Source organism: Microvirga arvi (assembly GCF_016892765.1).
GTDB classification, from domain to species: Bacteria; Pseudomonadota; Alphaproteobacteria; order Rhizobiales; family Beijerinckiaceae; genus Microvirga; species Microvirga arvi.
Window position 1 is genome coordinate 1 of sequence record NZ_JAFEMD010000035.1, and the last position, 14,594, is coordinate 14,594.

Sequence of the window (14,594 nt, forward strand, 5' to 3'; positions counted from 1 at the left end):
ACCTGCATGTCATTGCTCTGGTCTGTATTATGCTACGACAGGCCGTAAACTACATCGCGGTCCATAACAGCCTCTAGGTTGGCGTGTCATTCACGGATCGCAAGTCAGAAAAGGTTGGCCGCGTGCACAGCAACCCCGTAGTTCCAGTAAATGGCAGTATGTAGCTGCTCTGTAACAGGCACGTATAATTTACTTTGGCCGTTCAAAGACAGGTGCAACGGGCTCATTGTGTATCAGCCCGATCGAGGTGGGGTTGTTCCGTTCTCCGCACCGCCTCGGCTGAGGTTCAAGAACTCCCTTGGCCAGAGGCACAGGCGCCCTAAATCCTGCGAATGGCAGGTGGAGGTCACGTTCCAGGACGCCCGGCCGCATCCGTAAGATCAATGCCGTTGCCCTCGCCCGCAAACTTCTGGTGGCCTTGTGGCGGTATCTCACCACCGGTGTGGTGCCGAGGGAGCCCGGCTCAAGGCTGTCTGACCAAGGTTCGGCCGGCGCATCAGCATAGGATGCACCGGTCGGGCGGGTGGTGTGTGACCGGAGCTCGACAGGACTTGCTGCCGTCGCTAAAGATGGGTCCCACCTCCTCAAGCCGGCTTGCCTGAATGACGCATTATGGTCAGGGACAGCTGTTCCGCCGGTTACGAGCGGAAGACGCGAGCAACATGCTCGCCTTGCCCAGCTTCCCCACCCGACTGCTGCATCCCACAAGAGGGATTGTGATGGCACTTGACCTTTCGCCTCATACGAGTCGGGCAAAAGCATCCGCTGCCTCGGACGGTGGGTTAGACAACGGCCGCGGCAACGAACGGAGGCGTCACTGACAGATGTCAGGCAGCCACAGACAGGCTGCCCAGCATTGATTCAACGGCTGCATCCGATTTTTGCAGTTGCAGCTGGGAATGGAGCATAATGGCCTCACGGGCGTAGAGCCGGAACTCCTCCTTGATGTTTTCGGGTGCTTGCTCCCATGACTGACCATCGTCTTTGGCGTCATAGAACGCACGAGCAACATTCTCAACTTGAGAGATCATTTAGTGCCCCTACCGTTAGCGCAGATTTGCTCTGCTTCAGCCATGATTGTACTGGCTATTTTTTTGGAAAATGACTTTACGAAGGAGGATGAACGCCTTCGCGAACAAGCTTATACGGCCAAGATTTGGAGATTCGCGATGATCCAAAAGGGGTAATTATAAAGGGGTATGGTGCCATCCTGCAGTGGTGGAGCTCGCTATGACCGGGTTCAGGCCCTGTGTGGTGATGGGGGGCCGGCCCATCGCTTCATACAGCGCTCCAGCGTCAGCTGCATCGTTCTTCCCACGTTTTTCGTAAGCTTTGATGTATTGCGGTGGGATAAGCTTCACCACATCTCTCCATGTGCTCAGTAATCTGGCCAGGTAATGAGATCCACCATATGTCTCGATCTTGATAACTGTTGGAGCCAAGCTCTCGAAGCACTGGATTATTTCCTTGCGCTGCAGCTTCTTGCACAGGATCGGCTCCTGGGCAGCGTTTACAGAACGCTGTGCGGTTGGCCGCCACCATGGGCCTACTGACCGTCAAGGAGCGGCGCCGCGAGTGCCGGATGAATCTCCTGAACGTGGTCTGACTCATGGCCAGGGAATGGCAGCTCTGGGTAAACCGGGGAGGGCGGAGGAACAGCTCCCAAGGATCTCGCGGTATAGGTTACGAAAATCAGACCTCACGGACAAAAGACTCAAGAGAGAAGGAGAAAACGGCATTTGGACTTGCATCGAAAAAGATACTGCAGGCGAATTCAATATTGCCACACCGTTTGCAACCGGAGGGCTGACCCGCAGCGCTCAGACGCAGAGCGCCGACTGCCCATTCCGGAAGCTTAGCAGCCGCCTCGGCAGCCCTGAATCGAATTGCGCAAGGCACTGCTCGCGATAGGGGGCAGGCCCATTCCATCTGATGATCCAGCAAGCCATCGGACGTGTTGTACCGATTGCAATTTCGCTCCCGTGCCCGGAGGGAAACAGCACGGCGCGATGCAACCTGGCAAACTCCGTCTGCAGAGCCTCTCTGGCCCGCAACTTCGCCTCGGCGATCTTCACCAGCATCGCATGACCGGCGATCAGTGTGCGCACCCGGGCGGCGAACCGGCCCTTGCTGATCTCGCCGATCTTCAGGCCGAAGCCGCGCAGCAGCCCACGCAGGCTGAGTTCGACATCACGCATCTTGGCCTGCAGCTGCTCGCGGGCCGTGAGCAGCGCCCGCAGTTCCTGCGCCGGTGGCGACTTACCGTGGACACGTCGGAACCAGCCCATGCGCAGCAGCTGGGCGATGCCCCGCGCATTGCGGCGGTCGGTCTTGACGATCATGGCCGAGAGCGCCGCCTTAACATGCCGGGTCTCCAGCAGCACGACCTCAAACCCCGCCTGCATAAGGCCGGCATGCAGCCACTGAGAAAGTGGGCCGGCCTCCAGGCCGACGCGGGTGAGCGGCAAGTTCAGACTGACCAGAAAGGCCGTCAGTGCCTCTAGCTCACTGGCGACCTTCGCCTCACGGATGATCTGTCCTGAGGCATCGAGGATGCAGATGCTGCTCAGTTCCAACGACACATCAATTCCGGCATACTAGTCCATGGCTGTCCCTCATGATGCTTGGCGCCGATCCGCTCGGACCCCGGTTCAACACACATCACTCTGAGGGACAGCCACCCCGTTCCGCTACTGCGTCAGCGGCAGGCCCATTACGGCATCTAGATCCTCGGCCCAGAGGATTTGACGGGTTGGGGATGGCGGAGGAGGGGCAGGCCTTCAGGGGCGACCAGCACCTCGATGCTTCGCGCCACTCCGGGCTGACGGCGGATCAAGCCGGCCCGTTCCAAGGTCAGGATCATCTGGTGCACGGAAGGCGGAGTGACCTGGAAATGGCGCTGCATGTCGGTCTCGGCCGGGGGGCGGCCATGAACGCGCGTGTAGGCATCGATGAAGGCCAGGTATTGGCCCTGCCGGTCGGTAAATCTTTGTTCGCGCATTGGCCACACGCTCGATTCAGGGGCTGATTCAGCTGGGCCTCTCATGCGGGAGGCCGAGATGAACATATGCTACCGGGTCGAGCTGAGCGAGGCCGAGCGCGCCGAACTCCAGACGATGCTTAGCGGCGGCAAGCCTGCGACCCGCAAGCTCAAGCGAGCGCAGATCCTGTTGGCGGCCGATGCCGGGGTGCCAGACGAGACGATTGCCCAGAGTGTCGCGGTGGGCGGCTCGACCGTGTATCGCACCAAGCGCCGCTTCGTGGAGGGCAACCTGGAGCGGGCCCTCAGTGAGGAACCCCGTCCCGGCGCCGCCCGCAAGCTCTCAGGCCCGGAGGAGGCGCTGCTGGTGGCGACCGCCTGCGCGAGGCCGCCCGCGGGCCGTGCCCGCTGGACGCTGGAACTCCTGGCCGGCGAGATCGTGCGGCTTACCCAACATGAGAGCCTGTCGCGGGAGACGGTGCGCCGGCGTCTGGCTGACAATGCGCTCAAGCCGTGGCAGCAGAAGATGTGGTGCGTGCCCAAGATTGATGGCGAATACGTCGCCCGCATGGAGGACGTGCGTGATCTCTACGCCGAGCCGTCCGATCCGCAGCACCCGGTGGTGTGCTTCGATGAGAGCCCGGTCCAACTCATCGGTGAGACGCGCCCGCCGCTCCCGGCCACGCCCGGGCAGATCGAGCGGGTTGATTATGAGTATCGCCGCTGCGGCACGGTGAACCTGTTCGTATTCTTGGATGCGCATCGACCCTGGCGCAAAGTGAACGTCACGGATCGCCGGACGGCAAAGGACTTTGCTGTGTGCATGCGCGAGCTGGTGGAACTCCACTATCCGCAGGCCGAGCGGATCCGGGTGGTGATGGACAATCTATCGACGCACACGCCCGGGTCGCTCTATGAGGCCTTTCCGGCTTCGGAAGCGCATCGCCTCCTGCAGCGGCTGGAATTCCACTTCACCCCCAAGCACGCGAGCCGGTTGAACATGGTCGAGATTGAGATCGGGGTGCTCAAGGGCCAGTGCCTGGACCGGCGGATCGACACGCGCGAGGGGCTTGAGCGGGAAATCGCTGCCTGGGAGCGCGAGCGTAACGCCGGCGGCGCACGCATTACCTGGATGTTCACGACCGAAAAGGCCCGGGTCAAAATGAGCCGTGCCTATCCTAAACTCGCCCCTCTCGAGCCACTCGCCAAAAGGTCATAATCACTGTGCCGAGGATCTAGTTACCTCAATAGCCCACGAGCTTTGGGGAGGGCCCATTACAGACTGTCATTCTTGGTCGCTAGAGGGCGAAGTACCTCCAGCCCCAAGATTGCCGCCAATGCGGTTAGGGAGCGCCCGCAAAGGGACATCCTGAAGCGAAGACGACCTCTATCGAGAGCCAGCTTTAGGAAGGACCCAACAGAGCCGGAGCCGCATTAGATGTCAGTGCGGTCTTGAGATTTGAGCGGCTGCATCGCGGTGTTCTTCGGGATTCTGTACACATCGAGAAACCTACCAGTGGCGGGTCCGCCGATCCCAAAGCCTATCGGCTCTTCCTCGGTTTGGGTCGCAAGAGACAGGTCAGGCATGGTATCAACGATAGCGGCTTGAATCTGATCTATTGCCGCTTGCGAATGCAGAGAAAACCGAAGATGGACATGTGAGCCCTCAGCTTCGGCATCCAATGACCAGTGCTTGCCACGCAAGAGCCCAGACTGATCAAGACTGTCGCTTACATCTGCTAGGAACTTTGCTGCTGATTCAACAGGAACAGTGACTGTGATCGGGAAGGGATGCTCAGTCGTTGCGTCAACCAGAACTACCAAGAGACACTCCACACAAGGTACTCTGGCAAATAGCTAATCCGTGTGAAATCGCAGGCAAGGTAAGTAGAACTGATGAGCCCTAACCATAGAGGAGGCCCAGAGCGTCGCTAAGGGGGTAGGGCAGGTGGTTAGTGGGTGAACAACTAAGTGATCAGCGAGGCCACGGACCGAGCCGAAACGCTGATGAGGGCAGTCAACATGGGGTAATCGCGGCAGCGAGTCACCATGGATCTGCAGTCACGCTCATGGAAGCCGGTGGGGCCGGCCAACTCCCCTCGGCTGAGGTGTTTCTATTTAGTGACACGCAGTTCCCGACCAGCATGTGTGGACGGCGCCTGCGTGGCAAGGGGATTTTTAGCGTTTTGACGATCTGGTCTTGGGCAGCCATGTGTCCGGCCTTGTTATGCGGCCTACCTAACCGCGGGCCTTGATGAAGTTCGCGGATCAGGTCCCCAACATTTATGCTGCTTCGGAGCGCAACGGCCTATCACGGGTTTGTCTGATCCTCGGCTCGACCGGTCCGTCATCACACCATCACCTCCACCAACCTTGCAAACTTCTCATCCCGCTTCAGAGGCAGTTTATGCAGCCACTGCGGTTGGAGCCCGATAGCCCTAGTTACCCTGCAAAACGGCCCAAGCGACCCGGGCCAATTTGTTGGCGATTGCAATCTTGACGATGCCAGCGGGGCGGCGAGCCAGGAGCGCGTTGATCCATCCCGCAGCCGCTGAGGCATTGCCGCGGGCATGCCGCAGGAGTGTCGTGGCCCCGAGCACCAGAAGCCGGCGCAGATAACGATCGCCTTGTTTGGAGATGTGCCCCAGCCGCACCTTGCCGCCTGTCCCGCTCTGGCGTGGCACCAGCCCAATCCAGGCGGCCGAGCGGCGGCCCGAGTGGAAAGAGTTCGGATCCGAAATGGTGGCTGCAAGCGCGCTGGCCGTGATGATGCCGACGCCGGGGATCGTCTCGAAGCGCTGGCTCACCTCATTCGTGCGATGCCAGACCAGGATCTCCTGCTCGGCCTCAGCAACCCGGACTTGGGCCTCCTCGAGTTGGGCGATGATCAGGCGCACACACCGCCATGCCAGCTCCGGCAAGGCAGCCCCTCGTACCTTCTCGGCCACTTCCCTGAGCTTGGGAACGCTCGGCAGCCCTTGAGGAGCAATGATGCCGTATTCGGCCAGATGACCCCGCAGAGCATTGACCAGCATGGTCCGCTTCCGCACGAGCAGCTCGCGAGTGCGGTGGAGCATCAGCACGGCCTGCTGCTCTGGGCTTTTGATGGCCACATAGCGCATGGTCGGGCGGGTCACGGCCTCGCAAATACCCGCAGCATCAAGCGCATCGCTTTTGCCGCGTTTGATATAGGGCTTCACGTAGGCTGCGGGCATGAGCCGAACCTCGTGCCCAAGGGCCGCCAACTCTCGCGCCCAGAAGTGGGCGCTGGAGCAGGCTTCCATCCCAATTAGGCAGGGCGGCAAGCGTCGGAAGAAGCCGATGAGCTCACCGCGGCGGAGCTGCCGGCGGATCAGAACCTGTCATGCATCATCAATGCCGTGGACCTGAAAGACGTGCTTGGCAATGTCAAGGCCGATTACAGTAACTTGCATTGGAGCGGCTACCTGTCTGGCGCTGAGGCAATCACCCTACCCCATAGGGCACTGCCGGGGGCAGGAGCCGTTCACTCCATCATTTATGGAACTACATGGCTTGTTCGAACGGGCTCCTGCCAGGCCGGCAGGGGGAATGCAAGGTCGTAAGCCCAGTTGAAGACAAACGTGTAGACCACGTAGAAAACGGCAAAAGCCACATCCATCGTGAGGGCGAGCAGAAGACCTATGCCAAGGTACCATGCAATGAAGGGGGTCAGGATGGCCATCAGCCCTGCCTCGAACAGAACAGCATGCAGAACTCGGGCCGGAATACTCTTGCGCGTTCCGCCGGTCACGCGCTGCATGGCGATGTCAAAGATGAGATTGTAGACGTAGTTCCAGACCGTTGCGATGGTGGCGCCAGCGACCCCGACAACACCGATGTCGGTCATGGGTATGCCAAAGACCCAGGCCCCGAAGGGGACGACAAGGGCAAGGCCGATGAGTTCAAAGCTGATGGTGTGACGGATCCGGTCACCGGTCGTGCGCATACTTAAAATCAATCTCCAGCAGCCATCATATCCGTGTTTGGATCAGCAGGCTTATTCTGCTCATGCACGATCCAGCGTGGCGCATTCCTGCAGGAACTGCTGCTTGAGTTCAGGGCTGCTGGCCATCTCGCCCCAGCAATAGGTGTTGACCATGCGGCTGAGGTGGCTGGCGCGCACGCCGCGCTGGGTCTTGCACATGTGCACGGCGCTGATGCGCACGGCCAGCCCACGCGGCTGGGTCATGTCCATGATGTATTGGCCGATCTGCTTGACCAGTTCCTCCTGGATCTGCAGGCGTGAGGCGAAGTAGTTCACGATCCGATCATACTTGGACAGGCCGATGATCTTGCCGTCAGCAGGGGGCAGGATGCCGATGTAAGCCTGGCCATAGATCGGCATCAGATGGTGCGCGCACATGGAGCGCAGCTCGATGGGGCCGGTGACAATCAGCTGATCGTAGGCCTGGGCGTTATCGAACTCCGTAATGCGCGGCGGGGCCGTGTAGCGGCCCTCCAGGAGTTCTTCCACGAACATCCTGGCCACCCGCTGGGGCGTTTCACGGGTGTTGTGGTCGTTCAGGTGGTCGATGCGCAGGATGTCGAACAGCTCCTCCAGCTTCCGGGCGGCCGCCACGCTCATAGCCTCGCGCTCGGCCTCGGTCAGCGGCTGGTCGAGAGCCTCGTTGCACTTGCGTGCGAGGTTCAGATCACGCGAATGGAAGTTCATCATGCCCCTGCAGATTGATGTTGTGTTTAGTTTGAACGGTCGATGAGATGGGTAGCCAGGAGAGCGAGGGTCAGCCCACCCAAGATCAGAACCAGGACCAGGATGATGCGGGTTATCTTCTCGTGGCGCGCCAGCCGGGCATCGATGGCTTCCAGGCGTCGTTGCTTCGCCTGGTCCTGCTTTGCCTTGTCAGAATAGTCATAGGCGTTCATCTAGGCCCCCATAGATGAGGTTTTTATCCTCCGCTGCTCTACCAGCCTCCTGCAGTCATGGGAAGATGATCCGCGGAGCGCGCGTCGAATTGCGCTCAGGTGCCTTTTTGATAAGCGGCTGAGCCTCGGGTGACTGCCGTTGACGCCACTCGGCACCAGGCGCGAAATCAAAGCCTTTGATGGTTGAGCGGGGTGCTTGGACCCCCGAGGCTGCCCGTCGCTCCCCGCAGGCAAGGCCTCGGATCCCACGAGGCCTTCGCCATATCTGGGCGCAAATTTCGCAGAAGGCCATGCATGGAACCGCTTTGAAGCAGCTACGGAATTCTTACTTTAGTCGTTGCAGGATGCGTGCGCCGGGCGTGTTGCGTATTAGCTCGATCTAATGCGGAGTCGCCCCTCCGCTGACGCCCTGGCTGAGATCCGTGTACTCCCTTGGCCGGAGCGTGCTATTGTGGCCGTCGGCGAATGTCCGAGGAGCCTCTACCGAGCCAAGCCTCACACCAGCATCTAGGCCTAAGAGGGTTCGGTCGAACCGCCGTGCCTATGCTGCCCTGCAAGGCTCCGCGAGCGCCAAGGCTCCTAACTTTGGGCCGCTGGACGCAGCGGCCTTTCCTGCCCCGCAAAAGAAACGACGGATTCGCACGCCACTCAGCATGGAATGTAAGTAGAAGTTTACGACAACCAAGAAAAAGCGCCTGTCCGAAGAGGGCGCTTTAAGTTTTTGGATCCGCAGGGGCAACTACGGTTCAAAGGGTCGCGAATACGGTCATAAGACCGGGCGCGCCCTTTTTTGTGGGCGCTCTCGGACGATCACGGGCGCGCGCGTGAAAACCGCAGCGCGGTTTCGCACAAGCCGCAGTATCGAACGCGATTTGAAGTGTTCGGACAGTGTTCCGGCCGCCTTATCGAACGCTGTAACGCCTATTCAGTAAAACGAGCTCCCGAGAGACCGTCGGCGCCGGCGAATGTACTGACGATAACTATCCGGCCGAGCCAAGCAATCCCCCATTGAAAATCGTCCTCGGATTGACCTGATCGGGCCAACAGCCTCAAGTTTGGACGACGAATGAGGATCCGATCAAAATGACTGACTCCCGCTGGCTCCAATGTGTAACGCCGGCTCCTGGCGATTTCTCAATTCGAGACCGCTTCGTCGATTTACACATGGCGGCGGGAGCTCTCGAGGGCTGTGCCCTGTTCTACAGGACAAGTGACGACGGCGAGTCCGAGATCTTCCTGCTAACGCCACCGGCTGCGAGGTTTGCTTCGATGCTGCCGGGCAAGTGGGAACAGGCCGACAACCCAACGCAGTACGGGTGGAACCTGCTTGTCGCCGCCGGCGATCCGTTTAAGCGGTTCGGCATCTCGAGCCCACGCGATCTCCGCTGAAAGGTCAGGGAAAGGCTCGCTCGATCGCGGGGGACAGGCCTCCGGCGAGGGAGCTTTTTCGTGGGGGGAGAGGCCGGGAACGGCACCGTCCCCGACCTCTCGCGCCTGGTCAGGAGTAGGGATCGCTGCTGCCAGGCTTGAGGACCATAACCCCGGCAGCGGCGGAAAGAAATCCTCCATGAGGATGACGGTGAGGGAGCTTTTTGTGGGCTATCGAGAAGACAAAGCCCCTCACGGTCGGGTAGGAGGGGCGTAAGGCAAAGAAAAAGCGCCCCGCAAGGGAGCGCTTTGAAGGTGCCGGCCGCAGGGGCAGAAGAGGCCGGTGGTGCACATCAATACACTCGTGCCGCTTCGGTTCCGTTAAGGATGAACCTTTTTGCTGGAGCCGTGCTTCACACCTCGATGCGGACGGCGATGCGATCGCGTGCGAGTGGTCGTGGCGGAATTGGTTTCGATAAAGGCCCTCTCGATCGCGGAAAACAGGCCGCCAGCGGTCGGCTGAAGCGATCTTACCGGAAGGCCACAACAGCTGTTGGGTACCAGATCCGCGTCAGGACTGGCGCCGCAATGATGCCGGCGATGAGTGCAAGGGCCGCTGCGATCAGTCCCAGTCGTCCGTAACGAGCGATCAGATCACGGCGTTTCATACGGCACCTCACGGCCGCGCAGGGGGCAGAGCGTGCGCAGGGATCGGGAAAAAGCCAGGGGGTGCCCTTGCGGAGGGAGAGGTCGGGAACCTCAGTACTCTCGCCCTCTCCCCGCCTGGTTCAGGAGCAGGGGGCAGCACCAGCGCCGAGCCAAAAGACCATAGCCGTCTGCACATCGCTCCACAGCTGGGCAACCGCTGTACCCCGGCGGAGATCATTATTTTCCTAAAGTGTCCTCGACGATCCTTGGGTTGCAATTCAACAGGGCTAGCAGGATCCGAGCGGGTCCCGACAGCCGCTCGGATCGAGCAGGAGGAGAGGCCCGCAACGCCACTATCAGGCCCCTCCCAGTCTGGTCCGCGGACAACGCGGTCAGGAGCCGCCGCACCTCTAGGCGGACAAACCATAGCTGGCTTTGCACCGTCCTACAGCAGGAGCTGGTCGAGATCCATGCCGACGAAATTGGAGCAGGACAGGCACTCGAGGCGGTAGCACAGGCCAAGCGGCGGCGCGGCTATCAGGACCTCTGATCGCCAAGGAATAGCCCCATTGGGTGAGTAGCCCAAGACTATGGATGAAGAGAACATTCAAACTCTCGATGTGGCGGGCGAGGAGACGATTGGACTAGCCCATAAGGCCATTGAGCAGACCCGCGCCGCAATCGCCCGCTCGCAGGCTTTGAGCCAAGCCGAAGCCGACCTCGCACCGGCCATTGGGCAGATCGCCGAGGAACACGGCACTCCTGCTGACGAGTGATCAGGAAAACCATGAGTGGCGTCTGGTCTCCAATCAGCGCCGCACCGCGTGACGGCACGCCGATGATCCTCTGGATGGCCGAGGATGATGCTCCGTCTATTCTCCCGCTGACCGTGGGGTTCTGGACAATCAACCCGAAGGCAGGGATCGGGTACAGGCAGATCTTCGGAGATCCCCCACGCTTTTGCTCCGACAGACAAATCCGTGGGTGGAAGCCGCTTCTACGGGTTCACGCAGCCGACAAGCAGTTTCCTATCCGGTAGACGCTCCCAGGTAAGGTCCGACGATAGGTCATGAGACGGTCCGACATTGGTCCGATGCTGATGCCCAGTTTCTGTGCAAGGCTGTGCTTTGGTATTTCCTCCATAAGACCCCATAAGAGAAGACTCATGAGCGACAAGTTTCCTCAAGAAGAACTAACCGTCCTCATGGTCAAGCAGATCTATGGGATCCAGAAAACGCTTAACATCCTGAAGATTGGCGGTGCCTTCATTCTAATGACTGTGGCGTTCGACTATCTCGCGCATATGGGCTGGTTTGGACGGGAGTTCTACTTGAAGGCGATCCGCATGGACTACACGCCGATGATATCGGCCTCCATAACGATGCCTATGAGCGGTCCCATCGAACTTGCGGCCCTGACCCCTCGTGCGGACAAGGGCGGAACGCAGGCCTCCTCATCCAGCTGTACCCCGAATCAGGGTCCATAACGACCATGCTCCGTGGAAGGCTGTTTGAAGTGTGATCGAGAGGGAGCTGTTCGGGGCCGCGCGCCTCTGTGGGCACATCGGCACAAGGGAACGGCAATACAGGGAGCAGGGACGGGTCAAATCTCCGGAATGTCAGGGGGGCAGTCTGGGAGAATGGACATGGGACCGGAGCCCAAGGGAGATTGCTGCCAGGGTAGGGATTGACCGCACGACGGCACATCATGCATTGCGGATATTCTGGTCTACGGACTGCCTCCTGTGTCTGAGATTTGCAACGATCTCATTCCGGCACAGCGTTGCCGTAAAGGGGCAGTCCACCCCACCACTGGGGCGGCCTGAGGCTTGATCCTCATGCCAGCTCCAGGCCTGGGGAACTGACCAAACCTTTCGTTGTTGCTCAGGTCTTTCGGCCGCTACGGCCATCCGCCATTGAACATTGCCATAGGGGTGTTTGACGAGGTCAGAAAGCATCCAGGATGCTCTTTCGGGTAGGAGCTCTAATCATCAGGATAGCAGTCCTAGCCCCCCGTACGGCCAAGGTTAGTGTATCTCCTCCCAAATCAATTCACGGAGGGCAGAATGCAGCCACAAGACCTTCTACCACTCGAAGGCTTCAGACAACTTGCGGTTCGGAGCATCCTGGAGGAATTCGGCGGGCGCCACCCTACGATGCTTGAAATATCGAGCATTCCTGACTCACAACTGCTCAAGCTACCAGGGTTCGGGCCATCAACCATCGGCAGAATACGCTCATTATTGAATGGTGAGCAAAACGATATCAACTTGTCACTAAAGAACACCTATGAAGATTTACTCTATGAACTTGATAGACTACTAGAAAATGTCACCAAATCTCAAATGGACCATTATCAACATCAGAAACGGATGATTGATAAGATGCAAAGGATCCTTGTTGGATTGCGGGCTCGAAGCTCCTCCCTCAAACAACTATGAACTTCAGGCCCACGAAGCAGAACTCGAAACGAGCCTGTCATCATCGCCTCTCCACGCCTGAGAGCATAGCCTCAGGGCCGGGAAGGACGAAATCTGCAGGGGGCTCGCCTGCCTCTCAGGCTGCCCCAGCAAGCAGGAAAACCTTGCCCTTTTTTGAGGCGCTCCTGCCTCACTGCTCTGAAGGGTGATGTAAGGTGTCCAGGGCATTTGTGATCGTTTTGAACCCCTAAGCACGAACGCCTTTAATGGCGATACTAAAGCTTCTGCCTTATCCCCCCTGAGTTGGCACGCCGCTATCGGCGTGCGTGAAAAATAGGAGGATCAGAAACGCGATAGTTCGTCCTGATCCTCCCGAGGTAGCGAACGATGACACATCCAGGGGCGCAGGATGACCTCGGTCGCAAAGAGACTATTGCTCTCTTGCTGGCCTCTGCCTTCCTCCAAAGGTCGCAGCGTGATACGGCCTAAAGTCCTAAATGTACGATCTTACAACCGATGGTGCATTCCTGCCGCTCGGTAGGATGAATGCCCATTGGACCGGGCTCTCCGTGCCCGCGCCAGACGCTTGGTCCAGTTCTCAGGTGCTCCAGCAGCGTCAATCGAGCCTGAGGCTTCTTTCAGAGCGCTGCGATTTCAGTCGTATGGCTGGGGCCAATTGGAAGCGCCGCGATTTTGGCAGTCCGGAAGGAGGTCATTGCTGTCGCCTTCGGATGAGCTTTCGGCTACCTCATCCCAACACAACTCCAAGCCTGACCTGATTGATGCCCACATCGTCGTTTCACAACGTCCTGGGCGCTGAGGTCAACTGTGAATGGCCCAAGGTCTGACCCAAACCAGACCATAGGTCCGATTTGCTCCGGGCCAGTTTGCAGTATTGCTCAATGGCAATGATGACCCCGCTTCTCAATCGTGATGACATGTCATTCTTCTCATTCTTCATTGCTTGTATTCTTGGGATCCGAAGGCCAGGTTCGGGAGCGAGCACCCGGCGCGTGATCCTAACCGTGCTCAGCCTTGTAGTCGGGCCTTATTCTGCCGCTGCAGCGGAGATCCCCGCACGTCTAATGATGCACGAGGTGCCGCGTGGCCTTCCGGAGATCTCGTTCAAGGACAATGCTGGACGATCACTCACACTGGCTGATCTTCGCGGCAGTGTTGTTGTCCTGAACGTCTGGGCAACTTGGTGCTCCCCCTGCCGGGAGGAGATGCCGACACTTGACCATCTCCAGGCCAAGTTTGATCCCAGAGACGTTGCCGTGGTTGCCCTGTCCGTCGACCGGAGCGGGCTCGGTCTAGCGCGCAAGTTCTTCGACGAGATTGGTGTAAGGCACCTTAGCCCATACAACGATGGAAGTGCCAGAGCCTTGCGCGAGCTGGGCCTCGTTGGTCTGCCGGGTACCTTAGTGATCGATCGGACCGGGCGGGAGATCGGTCGCCTCTTGGGAAGCGCGGAGTGGGACGGGCACGAAACTGTCGAGTTCCTGAAGACTCAAGTCAAACGGAGGCCGCAGAACGTTACCTTGGAGCAAGGAGAGGCCCAGTGACCATATTGGAGGGAGTATCATGAAGATTATCAGTCCTGCCACACTGTACACCATCCTCCTGACCGTCTTGGCAATGGGCAGTTCCCAAAGCGCGTCCGCGCAGGCAGCCGGGTCCGATACCTACCGCATCGGTGCTATCGTGGTCGAGGCGCCTTGGTCTCGAGAGGCGCCGGGAGGCGTGAAGCGGGCCGTTGGCTATATGCGCATCACCAACACCGGCCAGAATCCGGACCGCCTCGTGGGCGGGACTGCAGCGACCACGGGGCGTCTTGAGGTTCATCAATCAACGACCTCTGACGGATTGACCCAGATGCAAGCGATCAAGGATGGTCTCGTAATCGGGCCGGGAGAAACGGTCGAACTGAAGCCAGGCGCCATGCACGGAATGCTCGTGGATCTTCCGCGGGGACCGAAAGCCGGTGAGATCATCAAAGGCACGCTCATGTTCGAGAAGGCTGGCGCTATAGAGATTGAGTACCAAGTCGGCAGCGTCGGTATTCGTCATGCACCGACAGCGGCCGCGAGCCACCATCACTAAAGGGAACGGTGGTTGCTTGGCAATTGGCCTCAAGCCAGACCCTAGGCTTGATGCTGGAGAGAGTGAGACCTGACATGGAGCCAGAGGGTAGGCGAGGCCGGTTTCCGTCTGTCTTGGCTGCAATACACCGGTTCACGAAGGTTAGTGACCGGCTGAATCTGGGACAAGAGT

At 59.3% G+C, this 14,594-nt stretch carries 14 protein-coding genes and 4 pseudogenes; 8 read left to right on the plus strand and 10 right to left on the minus strand.

Going from position 1 to position 14,594, the window contains the following annotated elements; genetic code table 11:
- Positions 1-355: 355 nt before the first annotated feature.
- Positions 356-477, plus strand: a pseudogene (locus tag ILT44_RS31010) (IS110 family transposase); the annotation flags it as partial.
- A gap of 350 nt (positions 478-827) precedes the next feature.
- On the opposite strand, the gene ILT44_RS19760 reads toward ILT44_RS31010, so the two are convergent.
- The 4 genes and pseudogenes from ILT44_RS19760 to ILT44_RS19770 all read right to left on the minus strand — a co-directional run bounded on the left by ILT44_RS19760 (position 828) and on the right by ILT44_RS19770 (position 3,001).
- Positions 828-1,031: a hypothetical protein gene (locus tag ILT44_RS19760; protein ID WP_204241336.1), complete on the minus strand. Its 204-nt coding sequence runs from the start codon at positions 1,029-1,031 to the stop codon at positions 828-830.
- A gap of 231 nt (positions 1,032-1,262) precedes the next feature.
- A pseudogene (locus ILT44_RS31015) lies at positions 1,263-1,514 on the minus strand (IS110 family transposase); the annotation flags it as partial.
- Between the two features lie 483 nt (positions 1,515-1,997).
- Positions 1,998-2,588: pseudogene (locus tag ILT44_RS19765) on the minus strand (IS110 family transposase); the annotation flags it as partial.
- A gap of 134 nt (positions 2,589-2,722) precedes the next feature.
- Positions 2,723-3,001 carry a LexA family protein gene (locus ILT44_RS19770; protein ID WP_204241337.1) on the minus strand — a complete coding sequence of 93 codons (279 nt, stop codon included), beginning with the start codon at positions 2,999-3,001 and terminating at the stop codon, positions 2,723-2,725.
- A 58-nt stretch (positions 3,002-3,059) separates the two neighbouring features.
- Between ILT44_RS19770 and ILT44_RS19775 the strand changes: the two genes are divergently transcribed.
- Entirely contained in the window at positions 3,060-4,199 is a 1,140-nt protein-coding gene (locus ILT44_RS19775) for an IS630 family transposase (protein ID WP_204241338.1), read from the plus strand.
- A 215-nt stretch (positions 4,200-4,414) separates the two neighbouring features.
- On the opposite strand, the gene ILT44_RS19780 is transcribed toward ILT44_RS19775, so the two are convergent.
- The 5 genes and pseudogenes from ILT44_RS19780 to ILT44_RS19800 all read right to left on the minus strand — a co-directional run bounded on the left by ILT44_RS19780 (position 4,415) and on the right by ILT44_RS19800 (position 7,885).
- A complete protein-coding gene (locus ILT44_RS19780; protein WP_204241339.1) occupies positions 4,415-4,804 on the minus strand; it encodes a hypothetical protein in 390 nt (129 codons plus the stop codon).
- Between the two features lie 614 nt (positions 4,805-5,418).
- Positions 5,419-6,414 (minus strand): annotated as a pseudogene (locus ILT44_RS19785) (IS110 family RNA-guided transposase).
- A gap of 83 nt (positions 6,415-6,497) precedes the next feature.
- On the minus strand, positions 6,498-6,947 hold the full coding sequence (locus ILT44_RS19790; protein ID WP_204241340.1) for a PACE efflux transporter: 450 nt from the start codon (positions 6,945-6,947) through the stop codon (positions 6,498-6,500).
- 60 nt (positions 6,948-7,007) lie between these two features.
- Positions 7,008-7,673, minus strand: a complete 666-nt coding sequence (gene folE, locus ILT44_RS19795; protein WP_204241341.1) for a GTP cyclohydrolase I — start codon at positions 7,671-7,673, stop codon at positions 7,008-7,010.
- 26 nt (positions 7,674-7,699) lie between these two features.
- Positions 7,700-7,885, minus strand: a complete 186-nt coding sequence (locus tag ILT44_RS19800) for a hypothetical protein (protein WP_204241342.1) — start codon at positions 7,883-7,885, stop codon at positions 7,700-7,702.
- A 1,083-nt stretch (positions 7,886-8,968) separates the two neighbouring features.
- Between ILT44_RS19800 and ILT44_RS19805 the strand changes: the two genes are divergently transcribed.
- A complete protein-coding gene (locus ILT44_RS19805; protein WP_204241343.1) occupies positions 8,969-9,274 on the plus strand; it encodes a hypothetical protein in 306 nt (101 codons plus the stop codon).
- Positions 9,275-9,783: 509 nt separating this feature from the next.
- Here ILT44_RS19805 and ILT44_RS19815 read toward each other — a convergent pair.
- Positions 9,784-9,921 (minus strand): hypothetical protein, encoded by a 138-nt coding sequence (locus ILT44_RS19815; protein ID WP_204241344.1) that lies wholly within the window; start codon positions 9,919-9,921, stop codon positions 9,784-9,786.
- A gap of 570 nt (positions 9,922-10,491) precedes the next feature.
- Here ILT44_RS19815 and ILT44_RS19820 point away from each other — a divergent pair.
- From ILT44_RS19820 to ILT44_RS19840, 5 genes are all read left to right on the plus strand, one after another.
- Positions 10,492-10,677 carry a hypothetical protein gene (locus tag ILT44_RS19820; protein ID WP_204241345.1) on the plus strand — a complete coding sequence of 62 codons (186 nt, stop codon included), beginning with the start codon at positions 10,492-10,494 and terminating at the stop codon, positions 10,675-10,677.
- A gap of 389 nt (positions 10,678-11,066) precedes the next feature.
- Positions 11,067-11,387, plus strand: coding sequence for a hypothetical protein (locus ILT44_RS19825; RefSeq protein WP_204241346.1), 321 nt, complete (start codon positions 11,067-11,069; stop codon positions 11,385-11,387).
- 579 nt (positions 11,388-11,966) lie between these two features.
- Positions 11,967-12,341, plus strand: coding sequence for a hypothetical protein (locus ILT44_RS19830; RefSeq protein WP_204241347.1), 375 nt, complete (start codon positions 11,967-11,969; stop codon positions 12,339-12,341).
- Positions 12,342-13,405: 1,064 nt separating this feature from the next.
- Complete coding sequence (locus ILT44_RS19835) at positions 13,406-13,885, plus strand: TlpA family protein disulfide reductase (RefSeq protein WP_204241348.1); 480 nt, start codon at positions 13,406-13,408, stop codon at positions 13,883-13,885.
- Positions 13,886-13,904: 19 nt separating this feature from the next.
- Positions 13,905-14,423, plus strand: coding sequence for a copper chaperone PCu(A)C (locus ILT44_RS19840; RefSeq protein ID WP_204241349.1), 519 nt, complete (start codon positions 13,905-13,907; stop codon positions 14,421-14,423).
- Positions 14,424-14,594: the final 171 nt, after the last annotated feature.

What these genes read in the sequence shown, in the direction of transcription:
- ILT44_RS19760 (WP_204241336.1), bottom strand. Translation starts at nt 1,031, where the DNA reads ATGATCTCTCAAGTTGAGAATGTTGCTCGTGCGTTCTATGACGCCAAA.
- ILT44_RS19770 (WP_204241337.1), bottom strand. Translation starts at nt 3,001, where the DNA reads ATGCGCGAACAAAGATTTACCGACCGGCAGGGCCAATACCTGGCCTTC.
- ILT44_RS19775 (WP_204241338.1), top strand. Translation starts at nt 3,060, where the DNA reads ATGAACATATGCTACCGGGTCGAGCTGAGCGAGGCCGAGCGCGCCGAA.
- ILT44_RS19790 (WP_204241340.1), bottom strand. Translation starts at nt 6,947, where the DNA reads ATGCGCACGACCGGTGACCGGATCCGTCACACCATCAGCTTTGAACTC.
- folE (WP_204241341.1), bottom strand. Translation starts at nt 7,673, where the DNA reads ATGAACTTCCATTCGCGTGATCTGAACCTCGCACGCAAGTGCAACGAG.
- ILT44_RS19800 (WP_204241342.1), bottom strand. Translation starts at nt 7,885, where the DNA reads ATGAACGCCTATGACTATTCTGACAAGGCAAAGCAGGACCAGGCGAAG.
- ILT44_RS19805 (WP_204241343.1), top strand. Translation starts at nt 8,969, where the DNA reads ATGACTGACTCCCGCTGGCTCCAATGTGTAACGCCGGCTCCTGGCGAT.
- ILT44_RS19815 (WP_204241344.1), bottom strand. Translation starts at nt 9,921, where the DNA reads ATGAAACGCCGTGATCTGATCGCTCGTTACGGACGACTGGGACTGATC.
- ILT44_RS19820 (WP_204241345.1), top strand. Translation starts at nt 10,492, where the DNA reads ATGGATGAAGAGAACATTCAAACTCTCGATGTGGCGGGCGAGGAGACG.
- ILT44_RS19825 (WP_204241346.1), top strand. Translation starts at nt 11,067, where the DNA reads ATGAGCGACAAGTTTCCTCAAGAAGAACTAACCGTCCTCATGGTCAAG.
- ILT44_RS19830 (WP_204241347.1), top strand. Translation starts at nt 11,967, where the DNA reads ATGCAGCCACAAGACCTTCTACCACTCGAAGGCTTCAGACAACTTGCG.
- ILT44_RS19835 (WP_204241348.1), top strand. Translation starts at nt 13,406, where the DNA reads ATGATGCACGAGGTGCCGCGTGGCCTTCCGGAGATCTCGTTCAAGGAC.
- ILT44_RS19840 (WP_204241349.1), top strand. Translation starts at nt 13,905, where the DNA reads ATGAAGATTATCAGTCCTGCCACACTGTACACCATCCTCCTGACCGTC.